Raw genomic sequence first — 16,258 nt, 5'->3', positions numbered from 1 at the left:
CGTGGGAGCGGGCTTGCCCCGCGATGGGCCCTTCAGTCAAACGCGCTCTTCAAGAACGCCTGCATATCCTTCCAAGAGCTTTCATCCGCCGCCTTGTCATAGCCGATATCCGGCCCGCCATGCCCCCCATGCCCCAACCGATCCGCATCCGGGTTGGTAAACCCATGCTTGGCCCCCGGAATCCCGACGAACTGGTAGTCGGCCTTGGCCGCATCCATCTCTGCCTTGAACGCCGCCACCTGCTCCGGGGTGACCATGCTGTCGGCCTCGCCGTGCTCCACCAGGATCTTCGCCCGGATCACCCCCGGCTTGGCCGGCGTCTGGGTCACCAGCGCGCCATGGAAGCTCACCACGCCATCGAGCTTCTCGCCCCGGCGCGCCGCATCCAGCACCACCTTGCCGCCAAAGCAGTAACCGATGGCCGCCAATTGGTGCTTGTTGGTGTTGGGCTGGATCTTCAATAGCTCAAGCCCGGCGTCGAAGCGCCGGGCAGCGGCTTTCGGATCCTTCATCGCCGCCGCCATGAACGCCTGGGCGTCGGCCGGGTGCTCGGTGTTCTTGCCGTCGCCATACATATCGATGGCCAGGGCGTTGTAGCCCAGCGCCGCGAGGTCGCGGGCGCGGCGTTTGGCGTAGTCGTTCAGCCCCCACCATTCGTGCACCACCACCACGCCCGGGCGCTTGCCCTCGAGGGCGTCGTCGTAGGCGTAGTAGCCGATCAGGCGGTTGCCGTCGGCATCCTGGTAGGGAATCTCGCGGGTCTGCACCGCCGCCTGGGCAAGGCTGGCGCTGCACAACAAGGCCAGGGCAAGCAGGGTACGCATGGTCGAGCTCCTTGTTCGGTTCGTTCAGCCAAGGTTCAGGCCGGGTTCAGCAGGGGTTCAGGGCGCCCTCCCTACTCTAGCCCCCAGACAGCAACAACGCATCCAACCCGGAGTAACTGAACCATGAAAACCCTCAACACCCTGATTGCCGCCATGGCGGTTTGCGCAGCCGGCCTCACCAGCGTTGCCCAGGCCGATGACAACTTCGCCAGCCTGACCTACGGCCAGACCAGCGACAAAGTGCGCAAGTCCGGCCTGCTGCAACGCAACACCGACGGCCTGAACGCCGACGGCATCATCGGCAAGGACAGCACCTGGGGCGCGCGCCTGGGCAAGATCAACGACCAGGGCCGCTACTACGTGACCTACGACAACGTCTCGGGCGACCACAGCGGCGTCAAGCTGCGCCAGGAGAACCTGCTGGGCAGCTACGACCTGTTCCTGCCGGTGGGCGATACCACCAAGCTGTTCGGCGGCGGCAGCCTGGGCATGACCAAGCTGACCCAGGATTCGCCGGGCGCCCGCCGCGACACCGACTACGGTTACGCCGTCGGCCTGCAGGCCGGTGTGATCCAGGAAGTGACCGACAACACCTCGGTGGAGCTGGGCTACCGTTACCTGCGCAGCAACGCCGCCACCGAGATCGGCGCCCACGGCGGGCCGAAGGACGGTACCCTGCGCCTGACCAGCAGCGCGCAGACCTACCTGGCGGCTACCTACAAGTTCTGAGGTCGCTGTTATCCTGTGCAGGCCTTTTCGCGGGTAAACCCGCGAAAAGGCCTGCACAGGGCATTCCCATAGAAGGAGATCCGCATGAAATTGCTGGTGGTCGAGGACGAGGCGCTGCTGCGTCATCACCTGTTCACCCGCCTGGGCGAAGGCGGTCACGTGGTGCAGGCGGTGGCCAACGCGGAGGAAGCCTTGTACCAGGCCGAGCAGTACAACCACGACCTGGCGGTGATCGACCTGGGCCTGCCGGGCATGAGCGGGCTGGACCTGATCCGCCAACTGCGCAGCCTCGGCCAGACCTTCCCGATCCTCATCCTCACCGCCCGCGGCAACTGGCAGGACAAGGTCGAAGGCCTGGCCGCCGGCGCCGACGACTATGTGGTCAAACCGTTCCAGTTCGAAGAGCTGGAAGCCCGCCTGAACGCCTTGCTGCGCCGCTCCAGCGGCTTCACCCAGTCGACCATTGCCGCCGGGCCCTTGGTGCTCGACCTCAACCGCAAGCAGGCGACCCTGGACGAGCAGCCCTTGGCGCTGACCGCCTACGAATACCGCATCCTCGAGTACCTCATGCGCCATCACCAGCAGGTGGTGGCCAAGGACCGGCTGATGGAGCAGCTGTACCCGGACGACGAGGAGCGCGACCCGAACGTCATCGAGGTGCTGGTCGGCCGCCTGCGCCGCAAACTCGAGGGCGACAACGGCTTCAAGCCGATCGACACCGTGCGTGGCCTGGGCTACCTGTTCACTGAGCGCTGCCGATGATTCGTTCGCTGCGGGTGCGCCTGATGCTGGCGGCGGCCTTGCTGGCGCTGCTGTTCATGCTGGCGCTGCTGCCGGCATTGCAGAAGGCCTTCAGCCTGGCGTTGCAGGAATCGATCGAGCAGCGCCTGGCCTCGGATGTGACCACTCTGATCTCGGCCGCGCGCATCGAGCGCGGCCAGTTGCAGATGCCGGCACTGCTGCCTGACGAGCGCTACAACCTGCCCTACACCGGCTTGCTCGGCTATATCTTCGACCGCCAGGGCACGCTGGTGTGGCAGTCGCGGGCCACCCGCAACCGCAATATCAACTACCACCCCCGCTATGACGGGCGCGGCAACGAGTTCGCCCGTATCCATCAGGACGACGGCGACGAATTCTTCGTCTATGACGTCGAGGTCAAGCTGCTCGGCGGCAAGAGCGCGGCGTTCAGCATCGTCGCCCTGCAGCCGGTACGCGAATACCAGGACACCCTCAATGGCCTGCGCGAGAAACTCTATCTGGGCTTCGGCGCGGCGCTGCTGGCGCTGATGGTGCTGCTCTGGGCTGGCCTGACCTGGGGCCTGCGTTCATTGCGCCGGCTCAGCTCCGAGCTGGACGACGTGGAGAGCGGAGCGCGGGATGGCCTCAGCCGCGAGCACCCACGCGAGCTGCTGCGCCTGACCGGTTCGCTCAACCGCCTGCTGCGCAGCGAGCGCGAGCAGCGCCAGCGCTACCGCGACTCGCTCGACGACCTGGCCCACAGCCTCAAGACCCCGCTGGCGGTGCTGCAGGGCGTTGGCGAGAGCATGGAGCAGGGCGACCGCGAACAGGCGCGGGTGTTGCAAAGCCAGATCGAGCGCATGAGCCAGCAGATCGACTACCAGTTGCAGCGCGCCAGTCTGCGCAAGAGCGGCCTGGTGAAGTACCAGGTCGAGCTCAAACCATTGCTCGACAGCCTGTGCAGCACTTTGGCCAAGGTCTATCGCGACAAGCGCGTCGAGGTCAGTCTCGACATCCCGGCCCTGGCGCGGGTACCGATGGAGCAGGGCGCCTTGCTTGAGCTCTTGGGTAACTTGCTGGAAAACGCCTACCGGTTGTGCCTGGGGCAGGTGCGGGTGAGCCTGCGTCAGTCGCCGGGGCTGCTGGAGCTGTGCGTCGAGGACGACGGGCCGGGCGTGCCACCGGATCAACGCGAGCGGATTCTCGAGCGCGGCGAGCGGCTGGACCGCCAGCACCCGGGGCAGGGGATCGGGCTGGCGGTGGTCAAGGACATCATCGACAGCTATGACGCCGAGCTAAGCCTGGGCGATTCGGCGTTGGGCGGGGCTGCGTTCCGCATCGCTTTCCGGCTCGATTGATTCTGCCTTTCCAGTGCAGGGGGCGGTGCGTGGGAGCGGGCTAGCCCCGCGATACCGGTGAAGCCGGTGCCATCCGGCGCGGTCCTGATCGCGGGGCAAGCCCGCTCCCACCGGGAAGTCCCACTGGATACCTCCGAGGCGGATTCCCGCCAACCTACCCTGTACGATTTCCGCCATCGGGCGGAAATCCGCCATTTCCTACCGGCTTTTGCGCCCCGTCCCGGGGCATTCACACCCTGTAATCATTGGCTGTGCACCTCAAGCGGGCACTTTGGCATCGCCCTTGCTATTCAGCTGGCAGAGGCCTGCCCAGGCACTCGCCCACAACGACAAATCCCTCCGGGTACAGGAGGGTTCGCGATTCAGGTGCCCCGACATCCTGGGAAGGATGCGCCGGCCCACTTGAGGAAAAACTAGCCATGACGACTCGTCAGCCGCTGTACAAATCGCTGTATGTCCAGGTGATCGTCGCCATCACCATCGGTATTCTGCTCGGCCACTACTACCCGGAAACCGGTGTAGCCCTCAAACCCTTGGGTGACGGCTTCGTCAAGCTGATCAAGATGGTCATTGCCCCGATCATCTTCTGCACCGTGGTCAGTGGCATCGCCGGCATGCAGAGCATGAAGTCGGTCGGCAAGACCGGCGGTTACGCGCTGCTGTACTTCGAGATCGTCTCCACCATCGCCTTGATCATCGGCCTGGTCGTGGTCAACGTGGTCCAGCCGGGCGCCGGCATGCACGTCGACGTCAGCACCCTGAACGCCAGCAGCGTGGCCGCCTACGCCGCCGCCGGCGCGCAGCAGACCACCGTGGGCTTCCTGCTCAACGTCATCCCCAACACCGTGGTCGGCGCCTTCGCCAACGGCGATATCCTGCAAGTGCTGATGTTCTCGGTGCTGTTCGGCTTCGCCCTGCACCGCCTGGGCAGCTACGGCAAGCCTGTGCTCGACCTGATCGATCGCTTTGCCCATGTGATGTTCAACATCATCAACATGATCATGAAGCTGGCCCCGATCGGCGCCTTCGGTGCCATGGCCTTCACCATCGGCCAATACGGCGTGGGCTCGCTGGTGCAGCTGGGCTACCTGATGGCCTGCTTCTACATCACCTGCGTGCTATTCATCCTGGTGGTGCTGGGCGGTATCTGCCGCGCCCACGGTTTCAGCGTGATCAAGCTGATCCGCTACATCCGTGAAGAACTGCTGATCGTGCTGGGCACCTCGTCGTCCGAATCGGCCCTGCCGCGCATGCTGGCCAAGATGGAGCGCCTGGGCGCGAAGAAATCCGTGGTTGGCCTGGTGATCCCGACCGGCTATTCGTTCAACCTGGACGGCACCTCGATCTACCTGACCATGGCTGCGGTGTTCATCGCCCAGGCCACCGACACCACCATGGACATCACCCACCAGATCACCCTGCTGCTGGTGCTGCTGGTGGCCTCCAAAGGTGCCGCGGGCGTCACCGGTTCCGGCTTCATCGTGCTGGCCGCGACCCTGTCGGCCGTCGGCCACCTGCCGGTGGCGGGCCTGGCGCTGATCCTGGGTATCGACCGCTTCATGTCCGAGGCCCGCGCCCTGACCAACCTGATCGGCAACGCCGTGGCCACCGTGGTCGTGGCCAAGTGGGTCAAGGAGCTGGACACCGACACCCTGCAGGCGGAACTGGCGTCCGGTGGCTCGCCCCTGGTCGACACCCGTCCGACCGACGACCTGGGCGTGGCCGAAGGTCCGGCGCGTTGATCGACGTGTGAAATGCAAAAAGGCGACCTTCGGGTCGCTTTTTTGTGCCAACTGGCAGAATGCCCGGGATAGTACGCCTACCCCTGTGGGGGCGTTCGGCCCGGCATCTACTCGACCCGGGTCTCGCCGCTGTACACCAGGATCCCCCGACACCGCCGGCACAGGTACCTGCGCCCCTGGCGCACCAGCTTGTGCCGCTGGGCGGTGAACGGAAAGTCGCTCTCCGGGCACGGACAGCGGTAGATGTAGCGGGTCGCCACCCGCCGCTGCACTTCATAGTTGTGGCAACGGTTCGGCGGCAGCTCGTACACCCCGCGCATGATCAACTGCCACTCCTCGCCATGGGCCTGGATGCGGTCACCGAACAGCTGGTGGGCCACCAGATGGGCGACCTCGTGGGCCACGGTCTGGCGCAGGAAGTCTTCCTGGTTCTCGCGGTACAGCTGCAGGTTGAAGCGAAGCAGGTTCTCGTGCAGGTGGGCGACACCGGCTTTCTGGCCGCGCAGCTTGAAACTGACCTGCGGGCGCGGAAAAGGGCGTTTGAAGAAGGTTTCGGCTTGCTGGTAACAGGTTTCGACGCGTTGTCTGAGCAGCTCGGGCATGGCGGGATGGTTCTCCTGACCGGGTATTATGCCGCAGGCTCAGGCTGGCTGCCGAGCCGCCGGTCAGGCACACGAAACGAAGCCGCCTTGCGGCGGCCTCGGGTGATGCCCCAGTGCTGGTTGGATCTGATAGGTATGCGTCAGTTGGTGTAGACGGGCCCCACGCCCAGTCCCCAGATGATCACGGTCGCCGCCATGATCGCCACCAGTACCACCAGGCCCACCGCCAGCACGGAGCTGGAGAACAGGAAGCCTTCATCCGACGGTATGTTCATGAACGTCGGCAAGCCGACATACAACAGGTACACGGTGTAGCAGATGGCCGCCGTGCCGATCAGCATGCCCAGCCACAAGTGCGGGTACAGCGCCGCGAGTCCGCCGATGAACAGCGGGGTGGCGGTGTAGGTGGCGAAGGCGATGCACTGCGCCATGCTCGGGTTGGCGTCGTAGGTGCGCGCCATCCAGTGGATGAAGGCGCCCATCACCGCGACCCCGGCAAGCATCGCCAGGTACGACATGATGCTCATCCACAGCGCGCTTTCCATGGTCAGCATCACCGCCGGCCGTTCGCCGATCACCCAGCCGACCTGGGTGGTGCCGATGAACGCCGAGACGGCGGGGATCGCCGCCAGGATCAGGGTATGCGTCAGGTACATGTGGCTGATGCTTTCTTCCTCGCCACGGATCTCCCGCCACTCCTGGTCAGGGTGGGTGAACAGCCCAACAACGTGATGAATCATACGGGTCACTCCTATCGTCGTTGCCAAACGCCCCCCGGATGGAGCGCCTATGGCCCGAGGCCAGGACACCAAGTGCTGCGCCAATGTGGCCTTATGTCGCAGTATAGGAAGCCGTTCCCCGCATAAAACCGCGTTTTTAGAGCAAATCGCGCTGTCAGGCGCGGTGCTGATTCCCTTGAAGTCTTTATCGGATTCACCTACTGCACCGTGCGGTTTGTGCGTAAAATAGCCGGCTTTTGTCACACCTCGCGGATCCAAGCGCTATGGGCACCCTCTCGGTCAACCAGAACAAACTGCAAAAACGCCTGCGTCGTCTCGCCGGCGAAGCCATCACCGACTACAACATGATCGAGGATGGCGACAAGGTCATGGTCTGCCTGTCCGGCGGCAAGGACAGCTACACCATGCTCGACGTTCTGTTGCACCTGCAGAAGGTGGCGCCGATCAAGTTCGACATCGTCGCGGTGAACATGGACCAGAAGCAGCCGGGCTTTCCCGAGCACGTGCTGCCGGCCTACCTCAAGGAACTGGGCGTCGAGTACCACATCGTCGAGAAGGATACCTACTCGGTGGTCAAGGAGCTGGTGCCCGAGGGCAAGACCACCTGCTCGCTGTGCTCGCGCCTGCGTCGCGGCACCCTGTACACCTTCGCCGACGAGATCGGCGCGACCAAGATGGCCCTGGGTCACCACCGCGACGACATCGTCGAGACCTTCTTCCTCAACATGTTCTTCAACGGCGCGCTCAAGGGCATGCCGCCGAAGCTGCGCGCCGACGACGGCCGCAACGTGGTGATCCGCCCGCTGGCCTACTGCAGCGAGAAGGACATCCAGGCCTATTCGGACATGAAGGAATTCCCGATCATCCCATGCAACCTGTGCGGCTCGCAGGAAAACCTGCAGCGCCAGGTGGTCAAGGACATGCTGGTGGAGTGGGAGCGCAAGCACCCGGGCCGTACCGAGAGCATCTTCCGCGCCTTGCAGAACGTTGCGCCGTCGCAGCTGGCCGACCGCAACCTGTTCGACTTCACCAGCCTGAAGATCGACGAAAGCGCCACCCCGCGTTTCCTCGACGTGCTGAACATTTGAGCCCATGCGCGACTATCAGTGGTTGCATGAGTACTGCCTGAACCGCTTCGGTTCGGCCCAGGCGCTGGAAGCCTTCCTGCCGCAGCCGCGCACGCCCGCGCAGCTGCGCGACATCCCTGACGACCGCTACCTGTCGACCCTGGCCCTGCGCGTATTCCGCGCCGGGCTCAAGCACAGCCTGGTGGACGCCAAGTGGCCGGCGTTCGAGCAGGTGTTCTTCGGTTTCGACCCGCAGAAGGTGGTGCTGATGGGCGCCGAGCACCTGGAGCGGTTGATGCACGACGAGCGCATCATCCGCCACCTGGGCAAGCTCAAGAGCGTGCCGCGCAATGCGCAGATGGTGCTGGACGTGGTCAAGGAGAAGGGCAGTTTCGGCGCGTTCATCGCCGACTGGCCAGCGACCGATATCGTCGGGCTGTGGAAGTACCTGGCCAAGCATGGCAACCAGCTGGGCGGGCTGTCGGCGCCGCGGTTCCTGCGGATGGTCGGCAAGGATACCTTCATTCCCACCGACGATATGGCGGCGGCGCTGATCGCGCAGAAGATCATCGACAAGCCGCCGACCAGTCAGCGTGACCTGGCGCTGGTGCAGCAGGCGTTCAACCAGTGGCATGCCGAGAGCGGGCGGCCGTTGTGCCAGTTGTCGGTGATGCTGGCGCATACCGTCAACCACTGAGATCGCTGGGGCTGCAAAGCAGCCCCGGAATCAGCTTCCTTCGCCGGCCATGCGCCGCTCGAACTGAAACTTCCAGCGCACATACAGTAGCCCGGCCACGAACAACCCCAGGCTCACCAGCACCTCGACCCAGCCGAACAGCGCCCGCGCCGGATCGAACGCCGCCAGCACGCCCTTGATGAAGTAGATGTTCACCACGAAGCAGGTCCAGGCATGTGCCCGGGCGCTGCCCATCAGCATGCCCGGCAGCAGCAGCAGCAGGGGGATCAGCTCGATGGCCATGATCACCTCGACCCGCGCCCCGTGCAGGTCGGCGAACCACAGGTTGTTCACCACCAGCAGGGCGATCAGGCCGAAGAAGCAGGCCAGGCTCAGGGCGCGGGTCAAGCGCACCCGTGGGGCCAGCCAGTCCAGTGGCGGCAAGACCTTGGGCTTTCTAGCCACGTTCGCCACCCAGGGCCTTGGCCGTCTTCGCCAGGCGCTGTCCGAGCGCGCGGCACAGGGCGATCTCGTGTTGGTCCAGCTCGCGCTTGCCGTCGGCGCCGGCATGGTGGCTGGCGCCGTACGGCGTGCCGCCGCCACGGGTCTCCAGCAGCGCCGATTCGCTGTAGGGCAGGCCGGTGACCAGCATGCCGTGGTGCATCAGCGGCAGCAGCATCGACAGCAGGGTGGTCTCCTGACCGCCATGCAGGCTGGCGGTGGAGGTGAACACCGCCGCCGGCTTGCCCACCAGCTCGCCACCCAGCCACAGGCTGCTGGTGCCGTCGAGGAAGTACTTGAGCGGCGCGGCCATGTTGCCGAAGCGGGTCGGGCTGCCCATGGCCAGGCCCGCGCAGTGGCGCAGGTCGTCGAGGGTGGCGTACAGCGCGCCGCTGGCGGGGATGTCCGGGGCCACGGCTTCGCACTCGGTGGAGATCGCCGGCACGGTGCGCAGGCGCGCCTCCAGGCCGGCCATCTCGACGCCGCGGGCAATATGCCGGGCCATCTCGCTGGTCGAGCCGTGGCGGCTGTAGTACAGCACCAGGATGTAGGGTTCGCTCACGGCAGGATCTCCAGGACCTTCTCCGGTGGGCGGCCGACCACGGCCTTGTCACCGGCCACCAGGATCGGCCGCTCGATCAGCTTGGGATGCTCGACCATCGCCTTGATCAGTTGGTCGTCGCTCAGGGCTGGGTTGGCCAGCTCCAGGGCCTTGTATTCGTCTTCGCCGGTGCGCAGCAGCTGGCGCGCGTTGATGCCCAGCTTGCCAAGCAGCTGTTCGAGGGTGGCGGCGTCTGGCGGGGTTTCGAGGTAGCGCACGACGTTCGGCGTCAGGCCGCGTGCCTCGAGCAGTTCCAGGGCGCCGCGGGATTTCGAGCAGCGCGGGTTATGATAGAGGGTCAGATCGGTCATGACGGGTCGCATCCAGCTGGGTGTGGCGGCTATTCTAACCGCAGCGACCGACTTCAATGCTTGAAAACTTCGAGAAGGATTGACCCATGGCAAGGCGTTTGGCAGCTGCACTGGCCATCACCGCGAGCCTGTTGCTCGGCGGCTGCGGTGCGGACTACGGCGTGGACCAGCACGGCAACACGGTAAAGGCCGAACAGATCGACGGGCACTGGCTGGTGCTCAACTACTGGGCCGAATGGTGCGGCCCGTGCCGCACGGAAATCCCTGAACTCAATGCCGCTGCCAAGCAGTGGGAGGCCCAGGGCATTCGCGTGGTGGGGGTGAACTTCGATGGGCTGCAAGGGCCGGACCTGAAAGCCGCCGCCGATACCTTGGGCATCGGTTTCACCGTGCTGGCCCAGGACCCGGCCGAGCGTTACGAGCTGCCGCGCAGCGAGGCGCTGCCGGTGACCTACATCATCGACGACAAGGGCAAGGTGCGTGAGCAACTGATGGGCGAGCAGACGCTCGAAGGGCTGCAGGCGAAGATCAGGGCTTTGAAAGGCGGCGCCTGATCGATCTTGGGGCCGCGCAGCGGCCCCAGATACTTCAGCCTTCCTCTGGCCAGAACCGCAGTGGCTTGCCTTCAACCGGCCAGAAACGGATCTGCTCGATCGGCGACACATCCCAGCGTTGCACCGTTTCCAGCGCCTGCAGGAAGCGTTTTTCCTGCTCCATCAGCGCCGGCGCGCACAGCTTGCGGGTCTTGCCAACCTTGCCGAAGCTGATGCGCTCGCCCTCCAGCGTGTAGGGCGCGAACCAGTGGTTGCAGCCGCCGTTGCCGTAGGCGCGACCATCGCTGGCCAGGGTCAGCGTCAGGTGGCTGTAGTCGATCAGCGGGCGCTCACCGATCCACTCCAGCACGTAGCTCTGCTCCTGCTGCAGCTTCGAGGGTTGTGCGGCGCAGCCCATCAGGCCGCAGGCGATCAGCGCGCCGGTCAGCAGCTGTTTCACTCAACCACGCTCCCGGCACTGTGGGCACAGGTGCTTGTCGCCCTTGCTCGACCAGCCCAGTTCCTGGATGCGCGCGCTGGCGGCCGGGGCCTGGCCCTTCTTGCCTAGCTTGGCGTCGTTGGCGAACTCGAAGTCCAGCACCGCGTCGCAGCTGTCGCACTTGACCTGCCAGTTGAGGATCTCAAGCTCGTTGAACGCCGGGCCCTGGGCCACGGCGACCCACTGGCCGTGCGGGTTGATCAGGTGGCGCACGGTCTCGACGGTCAGTCGCATGGACAGGTCCTTGCTGCCCTTGAGGGTGACCAGCAGGACGTCGCCTTTTTGGATCGAGCCGCCGTTGCCGGTGACCTGGTAGCGGCCCGGCACCAGTGCGCGGCACTCGATCAGGGTGTGTTGCGGGTTGAAAAGGGTGTAGCGGAAATCGTGTTCGACCATGGGTCCTCCAAAATTGCCGCGTATCCTAGCATCAACCGTTTACAAGATTGTGCGGATTGCCTGCCGCCCAGCGGTTGATGTTGTCCAGGGTGGTCGCGGCGATGGCGTCCAGGGCCTCGCGGGTAAGGAAGGCCTGGTGGGCGGTGACGATCACGTTGGGGAAGGTCAGCAGGCGTGCCAGCACGTCGTCCTGCAGCGGCAGGTCGGAGCGGTCCTCGAAGAACAGCTGTGCCTCCTCTTCATACACATCCAGCCCCAAGTAGCCGAGCTGGCCGCTCTTGAGCGCGTCGATCAGCGCCGGGGTATCGACCAGCGCGCCGCGGCCGGTGTTGATCAGCATGGCGCCGGGCTGCAGCTGGGCCAGGCTCCGGGCGTTGATCAGGTGGCGGGTGTGCTCGGTCAGCGGGCAGTGCAGGCTGATGATGCGTGCCTGGCGCAGCAGTTCGGGCAGCTCAAGGTAGCGCGCGCCGAGGGCGACCAGCTCGGGGTTGGGATAAGGGTCGTAGGCCAGCAACTGGCAGCCGAAGCCGGCCATGATGCGGGCGAAGGCGGCGCCGATCTGGCCGGTGCCGACCACGCCGACGGTCTTGCCGTGCAGGTCGAAGCCGGTCAGTCCGTGGAGGGTGAAATCGCCCTCGCGAGTGCGGTTGTAGGCCCGGTGCAAACGGCGGTTGAGGGCCAGGATCAGGGCCACGGCGTGCTCGGCGACGGCGTGGGGCGAATAGGCCGGGACGCGGACCACGGTCAGGCCAAGGCGCTGTGCCGCAGCCAGGTCGACATGGTTGTAGCCGGCCGAGCGCAGGGCGATCAGGCGCGTGCCGCCGGCGGCCAGGCGTTCCAGCACCGGGGCGTCGAGCTCGTCGTTGATGAAGGCGCAGACCACCTCGAAACCCTGGGCCAGCGGCGCGGTGTCGAGAGTCAGGCGGGCGGGCTGGTAGTGCAGCTCCAGGGGCCCCGCGCTGGCGGCGCGGGTGAAGCTTTCCTGATCGTAGTGCTGGCTGCTGAACAACAGAGCGCGCATGGTTGGGGTCCTGTCTGAAATGCCACCAGTCTAGCCAAATGGTTGGCCTGGGCGTTGACCTGTGTCGCCTACGCGCTCTGGCGCGCCTGTTCGGCCAAGCGGTTGATGGCCTGGTCCAGTTCGTCCAAGGCCTGCAATGCCTGGGGGCTATCCTGCTTGAGCAAGGTCTCGCTGCGCTGGCAGGCCGCCCGCAACTGCGGCACGCCGCAATAGCGCGAGGCACCGTTTAGCCGGTGCACGCGCTCGATCATCGCTGTGCGGTCGGCGGCTTTGCGCGCGGCCCGGATGGCTTCGCGGTCGGATTCCAGCGAGGCCAGCAGCATGGCCAGCATGTCCGCCGCCAAGTCCGCCTTGCCGGCAGCCAGACGCAGGCCTTCCTCCGGGTCGAGCACCTTCAGCTCGCTGCTGTCGGCCAGGCGTTCGCTGGCGCGTTCCGGTGGCGGCGCGCCCAGGCTCAGGCCCGTCCACTTCATCACCACCTGGGCCAGCTGGCGCTCGCTGATCGGCTTGGTCAGGTAGTCGTCCATGCCGCTGTGCAGCAGGGCGCGCTTTTCGTTGGCCATGGCGTGGGCGGTGAGGGCCACGATCGGCAGGGGCGGGCCGCTCTGGCTGCTTTCCCACTGGCGGATCTGCTCGGTGCAGGCGCGGCCATCCATGCCGGGCATCTGCACATCCATCAGCACCAGGTCGAACGGTTCGTCCTGCACGGCCTGTACCGCGCCGTAGCCATTGTCCACCGCCAGCACCTCGGCGCCCATGCCTTCGAGCAGGGTCTGCACCAGCAGCAGGTTGGCCGGGTTGTCGTCGACGCAGAGGATTTTCGGCATGCGCTGGCCCGTGTGGTTGCGCTGCTCGCACACCGGGCGGCGCGGTTGCACCAGTTCTAGCAGCAGGCGGCGCAGCTTGCGGGTGCAGGTCGGCTTGGCCAGCAATTGGCCGTGGGCGTTGGGCAGGTAGGGGTGGTAGAGCGGCTGTTCGGTGGTCGGGCAGAGCACCACGCACTGGCAGCCTAGGCGCTCAAGCTGCTGGTGGTAATGGCCCAGCTGTTCCGGCGACAGGCTGCCCAGGTTGACCCCGAGCACGGCGAACTCGAAGGGTTGTCCGGCCTGGCTGGCGGCCTGCGCGCCTTGCAGCAGTTGGTCGCAGGACGCGAACACGCTGACCGCCAGGCCGCAGTCCTCCAGTTGGTGTTCCAGCGCCTGTCGTGCCAAGTCGTGGCTGTCGACGATGGCCACTCGGTGGCCGAGCAGGGCCTGGGCGGGCTGCTCCTCGGCGTCGTCGTGAGCCTTGGGCAGGTTGAGGCTGATCCAGAACTGCGAGCCTTCGCCGGGCGTGCTGTCGACACCGATCTCGCCACCCATCTGCTCGATCAGGCGCTTGGAGATCACCAGCCCCAGGCCGGTACCGCCGGGCTGGCGCGACAACGAGTTGTCGGCCTGGCTGAAGGCCTGGAACAGGGTGCGCACATCCTGGGGCGAGAGGCCGATGCCGGTGTCCTGAACGCTAATGCGCAGTTGCACGCTGTCTTCCTGCTCGTCCTCAAGCATGGCGCGTACGACGATGGTGCCTTCGCGGGTAAACTTGATGGCGTTGCTCACCAGGTTGGTGAGGATCTGCTTGAGCCGCAGCGGGTCGCCCACCAGCGACAGCGGCGTGTCGCGGTAGACCAGGCTGAGCAGCTCCAGCTGCTTGGCGTGGGCGGCCGGGGCAAGGATGGTCAGGGTGTCCTGAATCAGGTCGCGCAGGTTCAGCGGGATGCTATCGAGCACCAGCTTGCCGGCCTCGATCTTGGAGAAGTCGAGGATCTCGTTGATGATCCCCAGCAGGTTGTCGGCGGACTTCTCGATGGTGCCGAGGTAGTCAAGCTGGCGCGGGGTCAGCTCGCTCTTCTGCAACAGGTGGGTGAAGCCGAGGATGCCGTTGAGCGGGGTACGGATCTCATGGCTCATGTTGGCGAGGAACTCGGACTTGATCCGGCTGGCCTCCAGGGCCTCCTTGCGCGCCATGTCCAGCTCGATGTTCTGGATCTCGATGGTCTCCAGATTCTGGCGCACGTCCTCGGTGGCTTGGTCGATGCTGTGCTGCAGTTCTTCGTGGGCGCTGTGCAGGGTCTCGGCCATGCGGTTGATGCCGGCGGCCAGCTCGTCGAGTTCATGGCTGCCCATGGCCGGCAGGCGTTCGTCCAGGTGCCCGTCCTTGAGCTGGTTGACCGCGTGCTTGATGCGGTTGATCGGGTTGTTGATGGTACGGCTCATGCGCAGGGCCAGCAGCGCGGTCAGGCTCAGGCAGGCGAGGATCAGCAGCAGGCTGGTGAACAGGTTGCGGTAGCCGCGCAGCAAGGTGCCGTCGTGGGACAGTTCGATCTCCACCCAGCCGAGCAGGCGCTCGGCCTCGGCGGGAACGGCGTCGGTGGCCAGGTCGCGGTGATGGCCGAACACCGGCATCAGGTAGCGGGTGGCGTCGTTGCCGGTGCGTTGCAGCAGTTGCGTGCCGGTGCCGCCGCTGGGCGGCTGGTTGAGCATGCTCGGACCTGCGTGGGCCAGGCGCGTGCGGTCGGCGGCGAGGAACGCCACGGCGCGCACATCGGCCTGCTCCAACGCCTGGGTGGCGATACGCTCCAGTTGCGCCGGGGCCTGGCGGGCGAGGGCCGGTGCCGCCAGGGGGGCCAGTTGCTCGGCGATCATCTTGCCGCGCTGCAGCAGTTGCGTACGCAGGTCGTTCTGTTGCAGCCAGGTGAAGTAACTGCCCAGCACCAGGGCCATCAGGCTGGCGGGCAGCAAGGCCAGCAGCAGGACGCGGCTGCGGATTCCCAAACGGTCGAGCACACCTGTCTCCTGTCATGTGCTGTTAAAGGCGCAGTTCGCGCATCAGCGGGAACGTTACTCTGCGCTGAGGGGGAATGCACAGGATTTGTAATGGTTTTTGCTTTTCTCAGATGGCAGTGCCGGTGCGACCGCTCTGACCTCGCGCCAGTCGGGCGACGGTTGCCTTGTTCGGACCGCTTGTCCAATAATCGCGCAATTGAGAATTGATGGCAGTTGCCAATGCATCCTGAAGCTATTCGCGCGACCAACATCCTCGCCATCGAGGACGACCCCGTGCTGGGCGCCTACCTGCACGACGAGCTGCAGCGCGGCGGCTTCCAGGTGACCTGGTGCCGCGATGCCCTCGAAGGCCTGGAGGCGGCGGGCCGGCAGGTGTTCGACTTGGTGCTGATGGACATCCTGCTGCCCGGCCTCAACGGCCTGGACGCCCTGGTCAGCCTGCGTCGGCGCAGCGCCACGCCGGTGATCCTGATGTCGGCGCTGGGCGCCGAGGCCGACCGCATCAGCGGCTTCGAGCGCGGCGCGGACGACTACCTGCCCAAGCCGTTCAGCTTTGCCGAGCTGCGCGTGCGAATCGAGGCGATCCTGCGTCGGGTGGCCTTCGAGCGACGCGCTCGGGCGCCGCGGGAGGCGGACACCGGGCAGCTGCATTTCGACGAGCAGACCACCGATGTCAGCTTCGCCGGAGCCTGTGCCGGTCTGACTCCCAGTGAATACCGCCTGCTCGACACCCTGCACCGCAGCCAGGATGAGGTGCTGAGCAAGCCCTTCCTCTACCAGCACGTCCTGCAGCGCGGTTACTCGCGGCATGACCGCAGCCTGGACATGCACGTCAGCCAGATCCGCCGCAAGCTCAAGGCCATCGGCTACCACGAGCGGCAGGTGCGTACCGTGTGGGGCAAAGGCTATGTGTTCGGCGTGGGCGAGGCCGACTGAACCATGCTCGACCGTCACTCGTTGTTCTGGAAACTCACCGTCCTGCTGGTGGGCTTCTGCCTGTTGATGATCGGCCTGAGCTACAGTTGGGGCCGGCACATGGAAACCCAGGATGCCTTCCTGTCCGAGCCGGCGCGGCAGGTCCTGCGCGGTTAC

The 16,258-nt window shown here is 65.6% G+C and carries 18 protein-coding genes and 1 pseudogene; 9 read left to right on the top strand and 10 right to left on the bottom strand.

The window, feature by feature from the left end; translation table 11 throughout:
• Nucleotides 1-32 precede the first annotated feature (32 nt).
• Nucleotides 33-824: a dienelactone hydrolase family protein gene (locus CC207_RS17845; RefSeq protein WP_062363794.1), complete on the bottom strand. Its 792-nt coding sequence runs from the start codon at nucleotides 822-824 to the stop codon at nucleotides 33-35.
• 123 nt (nucleotides 825-947) lie between these two features.
• Between CC207_RS17845 and CC207_RS17840 the strand changes: the two genes are divergently transcribed.
• The 4 genes from CC207_RS17840 to CC207_RS17825 all read left to right on the top strand — a co-directional run bounded on the left by CC207_RS17840 (nucleotide 948) and on the right by CC207_RS17825 (nucleotide 5,394).
• A complete protein-coding gene (locus CC207_RS17840; RefSeq protein WP_028690934.1) occupies nucleotides 948-1,553 on the top strand; it encodes an outer membrane protein in 606 nt (201 codons plus the stop codon).
• Between the two features lie 84 nt (nucleotides 1,554-1,637).
• Nucleotides 1,638-2,315 carry a response regulator gene (locus CC207_RS17835; RefSeq protein ID WP_028690933.1) on the top strand — a complete coding sequence of 226 codons (678 nt, stop codon included), beginning with the start codon at nucleotides 1,638-1,640 and terminating at the stop codon, nucleotides 2,313-2,315.
• Nucleotides 2,312-3,652, top strand: a complete 1,341-nt coding sequence (locus tag CC207_RS17830; RefSeq protein WP_028690932.1) for an ATP-binding protein — start codon at nucleotides 2,312-2,314, stop codon at nucleotides 3,650-3,652. The genes CC207_RS17835 and CC207_RS17830 overlap by 4 nt, the downstream gene beginning before the upstream one ends.
• Nucleotides 3,653-4,071: 419 nt before the next feature.
• Nucleotides 4,072-5,394: a dicarboxylate/amino acid:cation symporter gene (locus CC207_RS17825; RefSeq protein ID WP_028690931.1), complete on the top strand. Its 1,323-nt coding sequence runs from the start codon at nucleotides 4,072-4,074 to the stop codon at nucleotides 5,392-5,394.
• A 107-nt stretch (nucleotides 5,395-5,501) separates the two neighbouring features.
• Here CC207_RS17825 and CC207_RS17820 read toward each other — a convergent pair whose 3' ends face one another.
• On the bottom strand, nucleotides 5,502-5,996 hold the full coding sequence (locus tag CC207_RS17820; RefSeq protein WP_028690930.1) for a SprT family zinc-dependent metalloprotease: 495 nt from the start codon (nucleotides 5,994-5,996) through the stop codon (nucleotides 5,502-5,504).
• Nucleotides 5,997-6,136: 140 nt separating this feature from the next.
• A complete protein-coding gene (locus CC207_RS17815; protein WP_028690929.1) occupies nucleotides 6,137-6,736 on the bottom strand; it encodes a Yip1 family protein in 600 nt (199 codons plus the stop codon).
• A 263-nt stretch (nucleotides 6,737-6,999) separates the two neighbouring features.
• On the opposite strand from CC207_RS17815, the gene ttcA reads away from it, so the two are divergent.
• Nucleotides 7,000-7,824, top strand: a complete 825-nt coding sequence (gene ttcA / locus CC207_RS17810; RefSeq protein ID WP_011532643.1) for a tRNA 2-thiocytidine(32) synthetase TtcA — start codon at nucleotides 7,000-7,002, stop codon at nucleotides 7,822-7,824.
• Nucleotides 7,825-7,828: 4 nt separating this feature from the next.
• The gene (locus tag CC207_RS17805; protein WP_069017433.1) at nucleotides 7,829-8,500 is read left to right on the top strand and encodes a DNA-3-methyladenine glycosylase I; all 672 of its coding nucleotides are present in this window, start codon (nucleotides 7,829-7,831) and stop codon (nucleotides 8,498-8,500) included.
• A 30-nt stretch (nucleotides 8,501-8,530) separates the two neighbouring features.
• Here the strand turns inward: CC207_RS17805 and CC207_RS17800 are convergent, their stop codons facing one another.
• From CC207_RS17800 to arsC, 3 genes are read right to left on the bottom strand one after another with little or no spacing between them, the layout of a single operon-like run.
• The gene (locus CC207_RS17800) at nucleotides 8,531-8,944 is read right to left on the bottom strand and encodes a DUF2069 domain-containing protein (RefSeq protein WP_028690927.1); all 414 of its coding nucleotides are present in this window, start codon (nucleotides 8,942-8,944) and stop codon (nucleotides 8,531-8,533) included.
• Nucleotides 8,937-9,542 carry an NAD(P)H:quinone oxidoreductase gene (wrbA, locus tag CC207_RS17795; protein WP_028690926.1) on the bottom strand — a complete coding sequence of 202 codons (606 nt, stop codon included), beginning with the start codon at nucleotides 9,540-9,542 and terminating at the stop codon, nucleotides 8,937-8,939. The genes CC207_RS17800 and wrbA overlap by 8 nt, the downstream gene beginning before the upstream one ends.
• Nucleotides 9,539-9,892 carry an arsenate reductase (glutaredoxin) gene (gene arsC / locus CC207_RS17790; protein ID WP_028690925.1) on the bottom strand — a complete coding sequence of 118 codons (354 nt, stop codon included), beginning with the start codon at nucleotides 9,890-9,892 and terminating at the stop codon, nucleotides 9,539-9,541. Before arsC ends, wrbA begins: the two co-directional genes overlap by 4 nt.
• 86 nt (nucleotides 9,893-9,978) lie before the next feature.
• On the opposite strand from arsC, the gene CC207_RS17785 reads away from it, so the two are divergent.
• Nucleotides 9,979-10,446, top strand: coding sequence for a TlpA disulfide reductase family protein (locus CC207_RS17785; RefSeq protein ID WP_028690924.1), 468 nt, complete (start codon nucleotides 9,979-9,981; stop codon nucleotides 10,444-10,446).
• A gap of 34 nt (nucleotides 10,447-10,480) precedes the next feature.
• On the opposite strand, the gene CC207_RS17780 is transcribed toward CC207_RS17785, so the two are convergent.
• From CC207_RS17780 to CC207_RS17765, 4 genes are all read right to left on the bottom strand, one after another.
• Nucleotides 10,481-10,885, bottom strand: coding sequence for an META domain-containing protein (locus tag CC207_RS17780; protein WP_088852502.1), 405 nt, complete (start codon nucleotides 10,883-10,885; stop codon nucleotides 10,481-10,483).
• Entirely contained in the window at nucleotides 10,886-11,320 is a 435-nt protein-coding gene (locus CC207_RS17775; RefSeq protein WP_088852501.1) for a hypothetical protein, read from the bottom strand. It lies immediately after the preceding gene.
• A 31-nt stretch (nucleotides 11,321-11,351) separates the two neighbouring features.
• On the bottom strand, nucleotides 11,352-12,341 hold the full coding sequence (locus CC207_RS17770) for a 2-hydroxyacid dehydrogenase (RefSeq protein ID WP_062363785.1): 990 nt from the start codon (nucleotides 12,339-12,341) through the stop codon (nucleotides 11,352-11,354).
• Between the two features lie 68 nt (nucleotides 12,342-12,409).
• A complete protein-coding gene (locus CC207_RS17765; protein ID WP_088852500.1) occupies nucleotides 12,410-15,166 on the bottom strand; it encodes a response regulator in 2,757 nt (918 codons plus the stop codon).
• A gap of 219 nt (nucleotides 15,167-15,385) precedes the next feature.
• Between CC207_RS17765 and CC207_RS17760 the strand changes: the two genes are divergently transcribed.
• Both CC207_RS17760 and CC207_RS27715 read left to right on the top strand, forming a co-directional pair.
• Nucleotides 15,386-16,102, top strand: coding sequence for a response regulator transcription factor (locus tag CC207_RS17760; protein ID WP_088852499.1), 717 nt, complete (start codon nucleotides 15,386-15,388; stop codon nucleotides 16,100-16,102).
• Between the two features lie 3 nt (nucleotides 16,103-16,105).
• Nucleotides 16,106-16,258 (top strand): annotated as a pseudogene (locus CC207_RS27715) (two-component sensor histidine kinase); the annotation flags it as partial.

Source organism: Pseudomonas sp. DrBHI1 (assembly GCF_002205115.1).
Lineage (GTDB): Bacteria > Pseudomonadota > Gammaproteobacteria > Pseudomonadales > Pseudomonadaceae > Aquipseudomonas > Aquipseudomonas mosselii.
The sequence above is the reverse complement of the archived record's forward strand: the minus strand, read 5'-3'. Positions and strand labels throughout refer to the sequence as shown.